This window comes from Psychrobium sp. MM17-31, assembly GCF_022347785.1.
Lineage (GTDB): Bacteria > Pseudomonadota > Gammaproteobacteria > Enterobacterales > Psychrobiaceae > Psychrobium.
In genome coordinates this window covers 30,446-46,276 of the sequence record NZ_JAKRGA010000001.1, presented here as the reverse complement: position 1 = coordinate 46,276, position 15,831 = coordinate 30,446, and the positions used below count along the sequence as shown (strand labels likewise).

At 43.4% G+C, this 15,831-nt stretch carries 11 protein-coding genes; 9 read left to right on the top strand and 2 right to left on the bottom strand.

Annotation, left to right across the window (positions count from 1 at the left end; translation table 11 throughout):
• The 6 genes from gcvT (at window position 1) to rmf (ending at window position 8,067) form a co-directional block, all read left to right on the top strand.
• Complete coding sequence (gene gcvT, locus MHM98_RS00145; protein ID WP_239436971.1) at window positions 1-1,122, top strand: glycine cleavage system aminomethyltransferase GcvT; 1,122 nt, start codon at window positions 1-3, stop codon at window positions 1,120-1,122.
• A 169-nt stretch (window positions 1,123-1,291) separates the two neighbouring features.
• On the top strand, window positions 1,292-3,394 hold the full coding sequence (rlmKL, locus tag MHM98_RS00140) for a bifunctional 23S rRNA (guanine(2069)-N(7))-methyltransferase RlmK/23S rRNA (guanine(2445)-N(2))-methyltransferase RlmL (RefSeq protein WP_239436970.1): 2,103 nt from the start codon (window positions 1,292-1,294) through the stop codon (window positions 3,392-3,394).
• A complete protein-coding gene (locus MHM98_RS00135) occupies window positions 3,391-3,615 on the top strand; it encodes a glutaredoxin family protein (protein ID WP_239436969.1) in 225 nt (74 codons plus the stop codon). Before rlmKL ends, MHM98_RS00135 begins: the two co-directional genes overlap by 4 nt.
• 6 nt (window positions 3,616-3,621) lie before the next feature.
• Complete coding sequence (locus MHM98_RS00130; RefSeq protein ID WP_239436968.1) at window positions 3,622-5,541, top strand: ABC transporter ATP-binding protein; 1,920 nt, start codon at window positions 3,622-3,624, stop codon at window positions 5,539-5,541.
• A gap of 198 nt (window positions 5,542-5,739) precedes the next feature.
• A complete protein-coding gene (locus MHM98_RS00125) occupies window positions 5,740-7,617 on the top strand; it encodes a DUF3466 family protein (RefSeq protein ID WP_239436967.1) in 1,878 nt (625 codons plus the stop codon).
• Between the two features lie 273 nt (window positions 7,618-7,890).
• Window positions 7,891-8,067: a ribosome modulation factor gene (rmf, locus tag MHM98_RS00120; RefSeq protein WP_239436966.1), complete on the top strand. Its 177-nt coding sequence runs from the start codon at window positions 7,891-7,893 to the stop codon at window positions 8,065-8,067.
• Window positions 8,068-8,129: 62 nt separating this feature from the next.
• Here the strand turns inward: rmf and fghA are convergent, their stop codons facing one another.
• Window positions 8,130-8,975, bottom strand: a complete 846-nt coding sequence (fghA, locus tag MHM98_RS00115) for an S-formylglutathione hydrolase (protein WP_239436965.1) — start codon at window positions 8,973-8,975, stop codon at window positions 8,130-8,132.
• A 153-nt stretch (window positions 8,976-9,128) separates the two neighbouring features.
• On the opposite strand from fghA, the gene hrpA reads away from it, so the two are divergent.
• From hrpA to MHM98_RS00100, 3 genes are read left to right on the top strand one after another with little or no spacing between them, the layout of a single operon-like run.
• Entirely contained in the window at window positions 9,129-13,088 is a 3,960-nt protein-coding gene (hrpA, locus tag MHM98_RS00110; RefSeq protein ID WP_239436964.1) for an ATP-dependent RNA helicase HrpA, read from the top strand.
• Window positions 13,089-13,093: 5 nt separating this feature from the next.
• Window positions 13,094-13,627 (top strand): redoxin domain-containing protein, encoded by a 534-nt coding sequence (locus MHM98_RS00105; RefSeq protein WP_239436963.1) that lies wholly within the window; start codon window positions 13,094-13,096, stop codon window positions 13,625-13,627.
• An 8-nt stretch (window positions 13,628-13,635) separates the two neighbouring features.
• Window positions 13,636-14,271 (top strand): hypothetical protein, encoded by a 636-nt coding sequence (locus MHM98_RS00100; protein WP_239436962.1) that lies wholly within the window; start codon window positions 13,636-13,638, stop codon window positions 14,269-14,271.
• Window positions 14,272-14,341: 70 nt separating this feature from the next.
• Here MHM98_RS00100 and MHM98_RS00095 read toward each other — a convergent pair whose 3' ends face one another.
• On the bottom strand, window positions 14,342-15,697 hold the full coding sequence (locus tag MHM98_RS00095) for a leucyl aminopeptidase family protein (RefSeq protein WP_239436961.1): 1,356 nt from the start codon (window positions 15,695-15,697) through the stop codon (window positions 14,342-14,344).
• Between the last annotated feature and the right edge of the window lie 134 nt (window positions 15,698-15,831).

Sequence of the window (15,831 nt, the reverse complement as noted above, 5' to 3'; positions counted from 1 at the left end):
ATGTCTGATTCTCAATTACTTAAAACCCCGTGTTACGATCTTCACCTTGAAGCAGGGGCAAAAATGGTGCCGTTCGCTGGCTATGATATGCCTGTGCAATATACCCTCGGTGTTAAAAAAGAGCATTTACACACCCGTGAAGCGGCTGGCTTGTTTGATGTTTCTCATATGGGACAATTAAAACTTCACGGTGAGAATGCGGCCAAAGCACTGGAGTCATTAGTGCCTGTTGATATCATCGACTTACCTGTTGGCAAGCAGCGTTACGCGTTATTCACTAATGAGCAGGGCGGTTTACAAGACGACTTAATGGTGAGTAACTTTGGCGATCATCTGTTTGTTGTCGTTAATGCCGCGTGTAAGGCGCAAGATATTGCTCACTTGCAGCAACATATTGGCGATCAAGTTGAAATCGAGGTGATGGAATCGCGTGCATTGCTGGCTCTACAAGGTCCACAAGCGGCGAAGGTGCTTGAGCGTTTAGTACCTGAATCTGCTGATATGGTATTTATGGACTCTCGCGTACTCTCGTTCGATGGTGTGGATGTGATTGTTGGTCGTGCTGGCTACACTGGCGAAGATGGTTTTGAAATCTCAATTCCAGCGGAACACGCCGATCGTCTAACACGCAAATTATTAGTTGAATCAGAAGTAGAGTGGATTGGTCTAGGGGCACGTGATTCACTGCGCTTAGAATCTGGTTTATGTCTCTACGGTCATGATATCGATCCAACAACAACGCCAGTTGAAGCAAGCCTTCTATGGGCTATTAGCAAGATTCGCCGCACTGACGGAGAACGCGCTGGCGGCTTCCCTGGTGCTGACATTATTCTCGATCAAATTGCCACCAAAGGTGTTGCTCGTAAACGCGTTGGTATGCTTGGCCTTGGTAAAGCGCCAGTACGTGAAGGAGCGAAACTCTTTAATAGTGACGATGAAGAAATTGGCGTAGTAACCAGTGGTACAGCTGGCCCAACTCGTGGCGCGCCAGTAGCTATGGGCTATGTAGCGACTGAATATGCAGTATTAGGTACTGAAGTATTTGCTGATGTGCGTGGTAAAAAACTGCCAATGCGCATTGAAAAAATGCCATTTGTTGAACAGCGTTATTATCGCGGTTAGCCACTAACGTTAATTTATTTAAAAAACACCGAGTAACTCTCTCATTACTCGGTGTTTTTTTATGTCTGTATTTTGTGATTGGCGGTACAAGTATTTGCGGTTAACTAATGTATTAGTGCCGTAAAACACGTATAATTGCGCGCTTTATAGTTAGACCGAGACATTAAATATGCTGCCATATTTCGCCGCTTGCCCCAAAGGGCTTGAATACCTATTAGTACAAGAAATTGAATCTTTAGGTGGGGTAGAGGTTAAAGAATCTCTTGCTGGGGTGCGTTTTAAAGCGAATTTAGCGGAGGCTTATACCATTTGTTTGTGGTCGCGCTTGGCTAGCCGTATTTTATTATCTGTGCACACGGATGAGGTACACAGCACACAAGATCTGTACGATGTTGTTTATCGTGTTAACTGGCATTCATATTTTGATGCCAGTCAGTCTATTGCCGTTGAGTTTAGCGGTACTAATAACTTCATTAATAACACGCAATTTGGTGCACTAAAGGCCAAAGATGCCATCGTCGACAAATTCCGCGATAGTGGCTTTGAGCGTCCGAATGTCGATAAGCAAAACGCCAACATTCGCATCGAATGTCGCATGGTCAATAACAAGCTTACCTTGGCAATTAACTTTTCAGGTCGTTCGCTACAGCAACGCGGTTATCGCTCGAATGCCGGTGAAGCGCCGCTGCGTGAAAATTTAGCTGCTGCATTAATTATGCGTAGTGGCTGGGAAACGCGTAAGCCATTTTTCGACCCATTCTGTGGTAGTGGCACCTTGGTGATTGAAGCGGCATTAATGGCGGCGAATATTGCGCCATCACTGACTCGCGAGCGCTTTGCGTTTGAATCATTGAAAGCCTTTAAGCCTGAATTATGGCAAGAAATTAAAGCAGACGCACAAGCAAAAGCGGATGAAAGCAAAGGGCGCAAGCAGCTGTGTATTCGCGGCCGTGATATGGATTCTGGCGTGTTAAACATTGCTCGTGATAATGCGCGCCGCGCAGGTGTCGAGCATTTAGTCAGTTTTGAAGTGGGTAACGCGCTAGATATTAAACCGCCGTTTGGTAATCAAAAAGGCTTTGTTGTGACAAACCCGCCTTATGGTGAGCGTTTAGGTGAATTATTACCGCTTATCTTTACTTACCACAGCTTTGCTAAAGCGGTAAAAGCGAAATTTAGCGGTTGGAACCTAAGTGTATTTAGTTCATCCATTGAACTGCTTACCGCTATTCGTCTCGCACCTGATTCAAAATATAAATTGTATAACGGTCAGTTAGAAGCGATGCTTGCTAACTACGCTATTGGTGATGGCGCGCTCAAGTCCATTTCAAAACAAACAGAACCTTTTGCTAATCGTCTGCTTAAAAACAATAAAACTTTAAGTAAGTGGGCTAAGAGCGAAGGCATTACCGCTTATCGTTTATACGATGCCGATTTACCTGATTTTAACTTGGCTATCGATCGTTATGGCGATAAATGGATAGTGCAAGAATATGCAGCGCCAAAGTATATGGATCCAAGCAAGACCTTAAAGCGTCTTATTGAAGCCTTTATTGCTATCGACCACTTATTTGATATTGATAGTGAAGACTTGGTGTACAAGGTACGCGAGGTGAAAAAAGGCGAGCATCAGTACGAAAAGCTTAACGAGCAAAAAGATAAGTTTGTGGTGCAAGAATATAACGCCAAGTTCTTGATCAATACCTCTGATTATCTCGATAACGGTTTGTTTTTAGATCATCGCTTAACGCGTCGTAAACTTGGTGAGTTAGCCGAAGGCATGGATTTCCTTAACCTGTTTTGTTACACAGGTTCGGCTTCGGTTCACGCTGGCTTAGGCGGCGCAAAATCAACCACTAGCGTTGATATGTCGCGTACTTATCTTGATTGGGCGAAAGAGAACTTTAAGCTTAATGGTTTAACTGGGCCGCAGCATCACTTTATTCAAATGGATTGTTTGGCGTGGCTTAAAGAGTGTCAGCAAGAGTTTGACTTGATTTTCATCGATCCGCCAACTTTCTCAAATTCAAAGCGTATGGACAGCTCGTTCGATGTTAATCGCGATCACGTTGAGTTAATCAAAGCACTCAAACGCATTTTACGCCCAGATGGCTTGATTATTTTCTCAAATAACTCGCGCACTTTTAAGATGAACCATCGTGATATCAAGGGCATTGGCTTACACGCTGAGGAAGTGACACAGCACACGATTCCGCGTGATTTTAAAGGCAATCAAAAGATCCACAACTGTTGGGAAATTACTCGATTATGAGCAAGGAAGTAATTTTATATTCCACCGATGGCTGCCATCTATGTGAATTAGCACAAGCGCAGCTTGACGAGTTACAAGTTGCGTATCGCGTGGTGGATATTATCGATGACAGTGAATTAGTTGAGCGTTACGGTATTCGCATTCCTGTGGTATTAAACCAGCAACAACAAGAACTAGGCTGGCCGTTTGAGTTGCCACAGCTACAAGCATTTTTAGGATAAACACAGATGTTAATTAGATTGAGCAACGGCCAATTGGCCTTTGGTACTCACGTTATTTTAGACGGCGCCGACTTTCAGGTAAACGCTAACGAGCGCGTGTGTTTGGTGGGTAAAAACGGTACTGGTAAATCTACCTTAATGAAGATTATCGCCAAACAAATGGACTTAGATGGCGGCGAGCTGCATTACAACAATGAGATTGTGGTCGCGCGTTTAGAGCAAGATCCGCCAGAAAAAGCAGAAATGACAGTGTTTGACTTTGTATCTTCTGGTATTGCTCATGTTGGTGAACTTATTGCTAAATACCATCAAGTACTGCATCAGATGGAAACGAATTACAGCGACGAGGTCATGGCGAAATTGTCTAAACTGCAAACGCAGATGGATAACAATAATGCTTGGCTATTTGAAACCCATATTAATACAGTGCTTGAGCAATTAGCCTTGCCTGCTGACAAGAAACTGTGTGAATTATCAGGTGGTTGGCTACGTAAAGCGGCACTAGCGAAAGCGCTGGTGCAAAAGCCAGACGTATTATTACTCGATGAGCCAACTAACCACTTGGATTTAAATGCTATTGGCTGGCTTGAGAAAGTCTTGCTTGATTTTAAAGGTGCCATTGTCTTTATCAGTCATGATCGCGCCTTTATTCGCTCGATGGCAACCCGTATTATCGATCTTGATCGCGGCAAGCTATCGTCTTGGCCGGGTGGTTACGATGCCTATTTAACAGCGAAAGAAGAAGCGCTGCGTGTTGAGCAAGAGCAAAACGCACTCTTTGATAAAAAGTTAGCGCAAGAAGAAACTTGGATCCGCCAAGGCATTAAAGCTCGCCGTACTCGTAATGAAGGCCGTGTTCGTGCCCTTGAGCAATTGCGTCGTGAGCGTAAGGCGCGCCGTGAAGTGGTTGGCAAGGCGAAGATGTCACTGGCCAGTACTTCTAAATCTGGCAAGTTAGTGTTTGAAGTCGATGACATTAGTTACGCATGGGAAAACAAGACCATCGTTAAACATTTCACCACTCAAGTAATGCGCGGGGATCGTATTGCTTTAGTTGGCCCTAACGGTTGTGGTAAGTCTACTGTACTTAAAATGTTGCTTGGCTCGCTTGAAGCACAAAGCGGTGAAATTAAGACCGGTACTAAGCTCGATGTAGCCTATTTCGATCAGCACCGCGCCGCGTTAGATCTCGATAAAACCGTACAAGAAAATGTCGGTGATGGTAAAGACGATGTGATGCACAACGGTCGTTCACGCCATGTATTAGGCTATTTACAAGATTTCTTATTCTCTCCTGCACGTGCCCGTACGCCTGTGCGTGCGTTATCTGGTGGTGAGAAAAACCGCTTGTTACTGGCCAAATTATTTTTAAAACCGAACAACTTATTGGTACTGGATGAGCCAACCAATGATTTGGATATCGAAACGCTCGAGCTGTTAGAATCACTTGTCCATCAGTACGACGGCACCTTGTTGTTAGTGAGCCATGACCGTGAATTTATTAATAATACAGTGACTTCAAGCTGGTGGTTTGGTGCTAATGGTCAGCTAAGTGAATACGTTGGCGGTTATGAAGATGCTATGAATCAAGGCGCCTCATTGTTTGATCCGCAAGCCCATGAAGCGCAAATTGCTGCCAAGAAAGCGGCAGAAGAACAAGCTCAGATCAAAGCTGCTGAACCTGTAAAGGCAAAAGCGAAAGCAAAACTTAGTTATAAAGACCAGCGAGAGCTCGATAATCTGCCGGATAAAATGGAAGCCTTAGAAGATGAAATAGGGCAGCTAGAAGAAGCTATGGCACAAGCCGACTTTTTTACCAGGCCAGTTTCTGAAACGCAGCCACAAATCGATAAACTTGCCAAACTGAATGAAGAGTTAGAGCAGGCGATGGAGCGCTGGGAATATTTGGCAAGTTTTGAAGATTAAGCTGAACCTTTTGACAGGTTACGAGTCTTTACTTAGTCCTTAAGGTAAACGCTGTAATACGGCGTTTACAAATAAAAACATAACTTTAATTGCATCAAAGCGTTTTCCCATGAATAATGCTTTGCAATTAAATGAGAAGTTCGCATACGGCTACACCACAAGTGAATGTTAGACGTTTTGCAGGTAACAGGAACAATAATGAACAAAAAGTTACAACCGACAGTACTCGCCCTTGCACTAGCGGCTAGTTTCGGCGCTCAAGCAGCCACAGTTTACAAAATTGAAAATATCGATGAATTTTACAAAGTTAATGGCACCATCCAAAATAGTCGCAGTGGCTTTGGGGTTACACTAAATAATAGTGGTGATATTTTAGGTGGCGCTTCTGGCACTTTTGCACCGCTTCTCAGTGAAGACGATCAAAATACGATCAACAATAATCGCGTTGATGTTTCACTTACACAGCTTAATGCACAAGCATCCAATAGCAGTACAAATCCATTGCGGGTAGTGAAACTGATTCCGCAATCTAACAATTCTATTTTTAAGTTCGATACGAATGAGCTTCCTGAATTTATTAAAGTGTTTGACGAATCAATTACGCGAGATGGACGCGAAGTTTCAACAATTGATTCATTTGCGTTTGATGTTTCTGACACTGGTGTGATTGTAGGGACCACAAGCTCAGCAGCTTATGCTATTGATGATCCTGATCAGAGTGATGATAACGCTGACAAAGATGACCCTTTCTATGTATACGACTATTCGCAACGTGCACTTGTGATTGATAATGGTGTTGTCAAAACTTTTGCGCCGGAGTTTTCAATCTATGGTGGCCAAAGTGGATTAACATCAATTAATAACAACGGCCTAGTGGTTGGCTATGCAAGTACAGGCCTTGAATATAGTTCGAAAACCAATATTGATTCGAACTGTCTCGATACGTACAAAGAAACAGTGCCATTACAAGTTTGCGCTAGAGGCTTTAGTGACGGTAGCAAAAACAATTCAGCAGTTAGATACTATCTTGAAGCGTATAGTTGGGAGTACAGTAATGGTGAGCTATCCAATCCAAAACCATTGGGTATTTTGACGACTCCAATTAACGACACTGATACCGATTCATATAACAGTATTGCTCTCGGTGTTAACGATAAAGGAATTGCGGTTGGGCGTAGTAAAACATTTCGTGATAATGATAAAAAATACTCGAATCGTTTAGATGTCGCTGTAGTATTTAAAGATGAAAAAGTGGTTGATCTAATGGATCACAGCGAGACAGACTGGCGCTACTCAAGTGCTAACGCGATAAACAACAATGATTTGGTTGTTGGCTTTATGGAGAAAAATATTAGTGGTTTTATTCGCAAGAAATTCTTCATTTATGACGCAAATAGCGAGAATACTACATTAACCTTCCCGAATGATTTTTCTTCTAGTGAATCAGATTTCGCCTCTAATGCCAAAGGTATCAATGATAAGAATCAGGTTGTTGGCTCGATAGAAGTTGATAGTCAGAAAGTTGATTTTGGTCGTCGTACTCATGGCTTTATTTATAATCATAATGATAAATCTTTTAGTGACTTGAATGATTTATTGACGTGTGAATCTAAAGGTTATGTCCAAGTTGGTAGCGATTGGAAAAAGTATCAAGTTGAAGCGACTGGTGGTAATGAACAGAAAATTAGTTACGATGCTGATATTACAGTAGTAGATGCTGCGCAAATTGATGAAGATGGAAATATCATTGCCACAGCACTTGTAACACTTCCTCGCGTCAAAACCCGTTGGGTAGATGATAAGGGTAATGAAGTGCCTTCAACGACCGAAGGGGCAGTTGAGGAACTGGTGGTCGACGCTAATGGTGAACCAGTTTTCGATACTAACTCACAAGGTGAACCAATTACTGAGCAGATTCCACGTGCCGTAATTTTAAAACCAACTGAAGGTGAAGCTTGTAGTGTCGTGGAAGAAGACTCTGCTGATTACAAACAAGAACGTCAAGGTGCTGGATTTGGCATTGGCGCACTATTGATGGCAACAGCTGGATTATTTATTCGTCGCTTTCGCCGTTAAAAATATTTCACAATAAATTCATATTAGGATCATTCACTTAACATTTAGTTAGGGGAATGGTCCTTTTTTTTGCTTGATCTCCGCAATTGTATTGGTTAAAAATAATACCGCAGCACAGAGAGTACCCTCAGCAACTGGTGTGCGCTTGAAGATATATTCAGGAAGAAGCATTTATTCTAGCGTTCATCTAAAACGTCAAGAAGTTAGTAATTATCTAAACACTTCAATTAGTTTACTACAGGTTAAACTATTGGAATAAAGAGGAAATTTTTAATGAATAGACAGAAGCGAGATCGTAAGCAGCGCGCATTTTCTAAAGGCTATCAAGCAGGACTTCATCAACAAAGTCGAGATAACTGTCCCTACCAAAATATCGATCAAAAAGAACAATGGTTAGGAGGCTGGCGAGAAGCTTGCGAACGAAGTGCTGAAGGTTATTTTAATCGTTAGCGCAACAAATTATATACAATAAAAAAGCACCTAAGCGGTGCTTTTTTATTGTCTGATTGGCGTTATTTCAGATACTTAGCATGAAACGCAATGTGCGACTCAATAAAGCTCGCGATAAAGAAATAGCTGTGGTTGTAGCCATCGCGCATATTGATAGTCGCTTCATATTTGGCCTCTTTAATTGCATCGACTAAATTGTCCGTCAGCAGCTCTTCTTCTAAGAAGTCATCGGCACTGCCTTGGTCAATCAGCATAGGTAATTGGTTGTTACCTTGTTTGATTAGGTGGCATGTGTCATATGGCAACCAAGAATTGAGATGATCGCCTAAATAATTGTAGAAGGCTTTCTGACCCCATGGTGTCTCTATTGGATTAACAATCGGGCTAAATGCTGACACACTATGATATGCCTTGCTATTGCGCAGGGCAATGACTAGCGCGCCGTGACCACCCATTGAATGACCAAAAATTGATTTTTTATCGTTAACAGGTAAATTTTCTTCAATGAGTTTTGGCAGCTCACTCACTACATAGTCATACATATTAAAGTGAGTTTTCCACGGCTTTTGGGTAGCATTGATATAAAAACCAGCCCCTTGACCAAAGGCATAATCGCCTTCTAAATCATCTGGCACATCTTCGCCACGCGGACTGGTATCTGGCATCACGAGTGCAATACCATGCTTCGCTGCCCATTGTTGCGCGCCTGATTTTACGGAAAAATTTTCGTCAGTACAGGTTAAGCCAGATAGAAAATACAGCACTGGCACTGGCGTTTCGGCAGTTGCTTGCGGCGGTAAATACACCGAAAAGGTCATGGTGCAGTTAGTTGCAGTTGACTGATGTTGATATTGATTGTGTTGGCCGTCAAATAGCTTTTGCGACGAGAGTAGATTTAAATCTGACATAAGCTTCTCAGTTCGATAATTTGTGGTGCATGATAGCAAATAAATCATTGTCTTAGACAGTCTTCAATTAAAAAGTTAATCTGCGGTGCGCTATTTTACCAAGCGCCTATATTTGCTAGAATCGGCCTTATTTTTTAGCAAATTTGTAGAACCTTGTCTGAGCAAACTCCAGCGACAAATGACGCCAGCGAACTATCCAACTCGCAAATCATTGACATCATCAAACAGCAGTCTTTTCATACCACCTTACTCGATGGCATCAAGCTTCGGGCGCGCTTGCGATCTCTTAAAAAAATTAAAGATGAAAAGCGTTTAACGAAAACGCTTGAGAAAATTAGCATCGATTGCTCAAAGGCGCTTAATCGCTATGAGCAGCGTGTGGCAAATGTGCCTAACGTAAGCTATCCAGCGCAACTGCCAGTGAGCCAATTGCAATCGAAAATTGCAGATGCAATTCGCGATAATCAAGTGGTTATTGTGGCGGGTGAAACCGGTTCTGGTAAAACAACCCAGTTGCCGAAGATTTGTTTAGAAGTAGGGCGCGGCCTTAAAGGGATGATTGGTCATACTCAACCACGACGTTTAGCGGCGCGCAGCGTGGCAGAGCGTATTGCCGATGAAATGAATTGTGAACTAGGTGATGCTGTAGGTTTTAGAGTTCGCTTTGCGGATAAGCTTAATGATCACAGTTATATCAAGCTAATGACGGACGGTATTCTACTTGCCGAAATTGCTCATGATCCTTTTTTAAATCGCTACGATACGATTATTATCGATGAGGCGCATGAGCGCAGTTTAAACATCGATTTTCTTTTTGGTTACCTTAAACGCATCTTACCGAAACGTCCTGATTTAAAAGTGGTAATTACTTCGGCAACTATCGATACCGAGCGTTTTTCGAAGCACTTTGATGACGCGCCTGTGATCGAAGTCAGTGGCCGTACCTATCCCGTTGAGGTGCGTTATCACATCGATGATGGTGATGAAGATAAAGATCAGCTGCAATCAATTTTTGATGCCGTCGATGAGCTGATGGCTGAAGGCGATGGCGACATCTTGATTTTTATGAATGGCGAGCGAGAAATTCGCGATACTAGCGATGCGCTCTCAAAGCAAAAATTACCCAATACCGATATCTTACCGCTATATGCCCGTTTAAGTTATAGCGAACAGTCGAAGATTTTTAAATCCAGTCACAAACGCCGCATTGTTCTTGCTACTAACGTTGCTGAAACCTCGTTAACGGTGCCGGGCATTCGCTATGTGATCGATCCTGGTACGGCGCGCATTAGTCGTTATAGTTATCGCACCAAGGTGCAGCGTCTGCCGATTGAGAAGATTTCACAGGCCAGTGCTAATCAGCGTAAAGGTCGTTGTGGTCGTGTTGCCGATGGTATTTGTATTCGTCTTTATAGCGAATCGGATTTTGATGCCCGTTCACCCTTTACCGACCCAGAAATTCTGCGCACCAATCTAGCGTCAGTTATTTTGCAGATGGTGAGTTTAGGGTTAGGGCACATTGAAGCCTTCCCGTTTTTACAGGCGCCTGATAGTCGCAATATTAACGACGGTATTCGTTTACTCGAAGAAATTGGCGCGCTGTCAAAAGAGCACGACAAGAAAAAACAATACGGCCATGAGCAATTGAGCTTATCCGCTATCGGTAAACAAATCAGTAAATTGCCAATCGACCCTCGTTTAGCGCGCATGGTGATTGAAGCGCAAAAAAATGGCGCTTTATCGCAGCTGTTAGTTATTGCGGCGGGACTGAGTATTCAAGATCCTCGTGAGCGTCCTTTGGAGCAGCAGCAAAAGTCTGATAGTGCACACCAAAAGCATTTGGACAAAGCGTCGGACTTTATCGGTTTCTTAAATCTGTGGACGTATTTGAAAGAGCAGCAAGCGGCCTTGTCTAATTCGCGCTTTCGCAAGCTCTGTCGCGAGCAGTTTTTAAATTATAACCGCGTGCGAGAATGGCAAGACTTGGTATCGCAATTGATGCAAGTTCTTAATGAGCAGGGTATCGAAGTACTGGATAATGAGAGTAGCTTCGATGCGATCCATCAATCGATTTTATCTGGTTTGCTCAGTCATATTGGTTTTAAAGATCAAGATAACGAGTTTAGCGGCGCTCGCAACAGTAAATTCTATATCTTTCCAGGCTCGGCGCTATCGAAAAAGCCGCCTAAATGGGTAATGGTATCTGAGCTCGTTGAAACTTCTCGCTTATTTGGCCGCGTTGCGGCGAAAATTGAGCCAGCTTGGATTGAGCCGCTAGCTGGCGATTTAGTTAAAAAGAGTTATAGCGAAGCGCATTTTGAGAAGAAGCGCGGCCAAGTGGTGGCGTTCGAGCAAGTAAGTCTCTTTGGCGTGGTGATCGTGGCCAAACGCAAGGTGGACTATTCACCGATAAATTCCGCTGAATCGCGAGAGTTATTTATCCGTCAAGGCTTGGTGGAAGGGCAGCTTAACTCAAATATTCCATTTTATCGCCATAATCTGAATCTGGTTTCACAGGTTGAAGACTTAGAGCATAAATCACGTCGCCGCGATATTTTGGTGGACGATAACGATCTCTATCTCTTTTATGAAGAGGCATTACCAAAGCACATTGTTAACGAAGTTCAGCTTAATAGTTGGTGGCGAAAGGAAGGTAAGAAACAACCCAAAGCACTGGAGTTTGACGTAGAGCAGCTTATTCGCAGCGACGCTGGCGGTGTGTCTAAGCATGATTTTCCCGATACATGGCAGCAAGGCAACCTGACCTTTAGAGTGAGCTACAACTTTGAACCCGGTGAAATTGACGATGGCGTGAGTATTCATATTCCGATTGAATTACTTAATCAAGTACAAGTGGTGGATTTTGATTGGCAAGTTAATGGCTTGCGTCACGAGAAGGTGATTGCGCTAATTAAATCGTTGCCAAAGGCTATCCGCCGTAATTTTGTGCCAGCGCCGAACTACGCTGATTCCTGTATGGCGGCGATGCCAGTGATGGAATCGTCGTTAATCGAGGCAATGAGTAAACAACTGCTGCGTATGTCAGGTGTGCGCATCGATAAAGAGGCCTGGGATTTAAATCAGCTGCCAGTGCACCTACTGATGAACTTTAAAGTGGAGCAGGTACTTAAAGGGAGCAAGAATAAGCTGCTTGGTCAGGGGCGCGATTTAGCAAAACTGCAAGAAGATCTCAGTGATAAAGTGGCTAAATCATTAGTGAAAGTGGCAGACGATGGCATTGAGAAGAAAAATATTACCGCGTGGGATTTTGGTGAGTTGCCGTCAAGTTACACCTCGAAGCGCGGTCAATTTGAAGTTAAGGCTTATCCAGCACTGGTTGCCAATAAAGACGATGTAGAAATTAAACTCTTTGACAGTGAAGAGCAGGCAAGTCGTGTTAATCGCGTTGGTTTGCGTAAATTGTTGCTGATAAACGTACCATCGCCAATCGCTCATATGCAGCGAACCTTGCCAAATAAAGCCAAGTTGGGTTTGTATTATCACGGCTTTGGCCAGCTTAATGTGCTAATAGATGACATTATTAGCGCTGCGGTGGACGTTATTATCGAAGATAGTGAGCTTAGTGTAAATAATGAACAGCAGTTCACTTTATTAAAAGATCGCGTGCGCAGTGATCTTGCTGACACCGTGGTGCGTATTGCACAGTCGGTAGAGCAGTGCTTGAGCTTGTTTAATCAGGTGAATAAAAAGCTTAAGGGCAAGGTGGGGCTTGATATGATCATGGCTCACGGCGATATTAAATCGCAATTGGAAGGTTTAATATTTAAAGGCTTTGTCACTGAGCTTGGCTTTGAACGTATGGTGCACCTGCAACGTTACCTACAAGCTATTTTAAAGCGTTTAGAGAAACTGGTTATCGATGTCAATAAAGACAGACTTGCGATGCTCAGCGTTGAGCGTGTGACTAAAGATTATCAAGTGTTAGTGAACAAACTGCCAAAACGCGCATCAATGCCGCCTGAGCTAATCCATATTCGTTGGATGTTAGAAGAACTTCGAGTGTCGCTGTTTGCGCAAACTTTGGGTACCCAATACCCAATCTCAGAGAAGCGGGTATCCCAAGCAATTACCGAATACAAGAAACAAGGATAAGTAGCATGAAAGCACTAGTTAAATCGTTGTTGTTAGGCAGTGTGTTGAGCATTGGCGCATGTAGCGCCAATGCTGAGTTAAAAGTTGGTGATGATGCACCTAATTTTTCACTTAAAGCGACCAATGGAAAAACCTATACGCTAGCTCATTACATAGGACGCCAAGCGGTGGTCCTTGCGTGGTATCCGATGGCGAATACTCGCGGCTGCACCATTGAGTGTTTATCCTTGGTGAAGGATGGTCATCTTATCCGCAATTTTGATGTGAGCTATTTTATGGCGAGCGTTGACCCGCTGGAAGATAACATCGATTTTGCGAAGAAGACCAAAGCGGATTTTCCGATGCTTAGTGATCCGTCTAAAGAAGCTGCCAAGGCTTATGATGTGTTGAGTTTTATGGGCTTTGCTAAACGCTGGACGTTTTATATCGATAAGGCGGGTAAAATTGCAAAAATTGATAAAGATATTAGCCCGAAAACGGCGGCACAAGACATTGCCAAGACCCTTAAAGAGCTAGGGTTGAAACCTAGAACAAAATAGGAATTTCGATGAGTAGTGTTAGGGATAATCACATCAGGCGCTATTTTATGCCAGCGCTAACTTTGGCTGCAGCAATGATCATGCTGGGCTGCGCAACTGGCCCTGAGGAAGAGCAACCTTTCTCAGTCAATAGTGACAAAGCCGTTGCATTAGTTAAAGAGCGACTTGAGGCCCAATCAACATTACCGCTTCATCAATGGGTTGCATCGTCAATTAATAGCGGGGTGAGTTTTCGCGCGCCAACGCTAATTAATCCTAGGCAAGTTGAAAGTCAGACGCGTTTTTATCGCAAGGGAAGCATTGGCAAGATGCAAGTGTCCTTTAATCTTGGTCATGCGATGTGTAAAGGAGATTATACGTCGCAACACCACGCTAATTGTGTGCTTGATAAAGTGCGCAAACGCGGCGTAATTAAGGTGGTAGAAAACACGGTATCAATTACACCGCACAATGATGGTGTGACACTAACTTATGTGGGGTTAATGACAATTCAATCGCAAAAAGTACGGGTTATTAACACGCATTTATTGTTTGAGAAGGACAAACGGTGGGGTGATTTACACGCGTCCTTGCTACACCCAAATCAACTTGAGTTTTTGCAAATGCTGAAATTTACGAGTTTTGCGAAGGTGATAAATTTGTAAAAAAACGCCGCATTTAGCGGCGTTTCTTATTTTTAGACATGAGTTTTAGGCATGAGTTTAAGCTTTAGTTTTATGCATATTTCTGCTGTAAATGTTTAAACACAGTACGCACACCAAAGGCTTCACCACCGACTGGACGGCCTGATAAATGGCGGATGTTCCACGCCATAATATCAAAGTGGAGCCAATCGCTGTGATTGTCGGTAAATTCGTGTAAATAAAGCGCTGCCGTAATACCACCGCCGAATGGCGCTGTTGCACAGTTGCTAATGTCGGCAACGTTACTCTTCAATAAACTTTTATACGGTTGATGCAGCGGCATTTGCCATACAGGATCTGAGTTGGTTAAACCGTGTGACAGTAGTGAATTTGCGGTATCTTGATTCGTTGCAAAGAAGCCCGGCAATTCAGTACCTAGTCCAACGCGCATCGCTCCTGTAAGCGTGGCAAAATCAATCAGCATTTCTGGCGACTCAGTAATAGCTTCACTAATCGCATCACACAACACTAAACGGCCTTCTGCATCAGTGTTATCAATTTCTACCGTGATCCCTGAACGCGTTGTCACAACATCGCCTGGACGCAGGGCGTTGGCTGAAACAGCATTTTCTACTGCTGGAATAAGCACGCGCAGACGAACGGGTAAGTTGTTACCCATAATAAGTTGCGCTAGACCTAACACGTGTGCTGCACCGCCCATGTCTTTTTTCATGTTGCGCATGCCTGCTGCTGGTTTTAAATCTAAACCGCCACTGTCGAAACAAACTCCTTTACCAACGAGCGTAACTTTTGGTGCATTTTCATCACCCCAAGTTAAGTCGATAAGTTGTGGTGTATTGTCACTTGCGCGGCCAACCGCATGAATGGTCGGATAGTTTTGCTCAAGTAACTCGTCGCCAACAATTTGCTTTACGCCACCGCCATATTGCTCGGTAAGGTTTATAGCAACTTGGGCAATATGCTGCGGCATCATATCGGCTGCTGGTGTGTTTACCATATCACGCACTAACGACTGCGCTTGATGATCTAAATTGACCTGTGCGACTAGCTCGTCATTGTTGATAACTAGCGTTGGGAAAGTGTTTGATGTCTTTTTGTAGTCAGTAAATTCATAACAACCAGCTAACCAACCAAAAGCGATAGCTTGCTCGAATTGTGGCTGGCTAACTAACTGATAAGTATTGATAGGTAGCGATTTTACAAGGTCGCCACACGCGAAGTAATCGCTTAAATCATCCGCTACAAAAAGTGCAAAAGTGATGTTGCCATCAGCATCTGGTACCAAACTGAGCCCTTGTTGTTTGTATCCTGTTGCAGTTAGCCATTGCTTGGTTGCCGATGATTGCTCAGTCAACCATTGTTCAAATTGGCTTTTCTCTAGAATGTGAAGGGGAAGGGTGGCTTGGTCATGAGCACTGATGAGCATGTATGATCCTTAGGGACTTAGGTTGAAAAATTGAAGGTCATTATACGCTTGTCATTAATAATGTGTAGCCGTTACAGATCTTTTCCCCGCAGCAGTGAAGCAGTATATAATGCGTTCTTTTTTCGCCTGAGAAA

Excerpts from the sequence above, each read along its gene's own strand:
- gcvT (WP_239436971.1), top strand. The coding sequence starts at position 1 with ATGTCTGATTCTCAATTACTTAAAACCCCGTGTTACGATCTTCACCTT.
- rlmKL (WP_239436970.1), top strand. The coding sequence starts at position 1,292 with ATGCTGCCATATTTCGCCGCTTGCCCCAAAGGGCTTGAATACCTATTA.
- MHM98_RS00135 (WP_239436969.1), top strand. The coding sequence starts at position 3,391 with ATGAGCAAGGAAGTAATTTTATATTCCACCGATGGCTGCCATCTATGT.
- MHM98_RS00130 (WP_239436968.1), top strand. The coding sequence starts at position 3,622 with ATGTTAATTAGATTGAGCAACGGCCAATTGGCCTTTGGTACTCACGTT.
- MHM98_RS00125 (WP_239436967.1), top strand. The coding sequence starts at position 5,740 with ATGAACAAAAAGTTACAACCGACAGTACTCGCCCTTGCACTAGCGGCT.
- rmf (WP_239436966.1), top strand. The coding sequence starts at position 7,891 with ATGAATAGACAGAAGCGAGATCGTAAGCAGCGCGCATTTTCTAAAGGC.
- fghA (WP_239436965.1), bottom strand. The coding sequence starts at position 8,975 with ATGTCAGATTTAAATCTACTCTCGTCGCAAAAGCTATTTGACGGCCAA.
- MHM98_RS00105 (WP_239436963.1), top strand. The coding sequence starts at position 13,094 with ATGAAAGCACTAGTTAAATCGTTGTTGTTAGGCAGTGTGTTGAGCATT.
- MHM98_RS00100 (WP_239436962.1), top strand. The coding sequence starts at position 13,636 with ATGAGTAGTGTTAGGGATAATCACATCAGGCGCTATTTTATGCCAGCG.
- MHM98_RS00095 (WP_239436961.1), bottom strand. The coding sequence starts at position 15,697 with ATGCTCATCAGTGCTCATGACCAAGCCACCCTTCCCCTTCACATTCTA.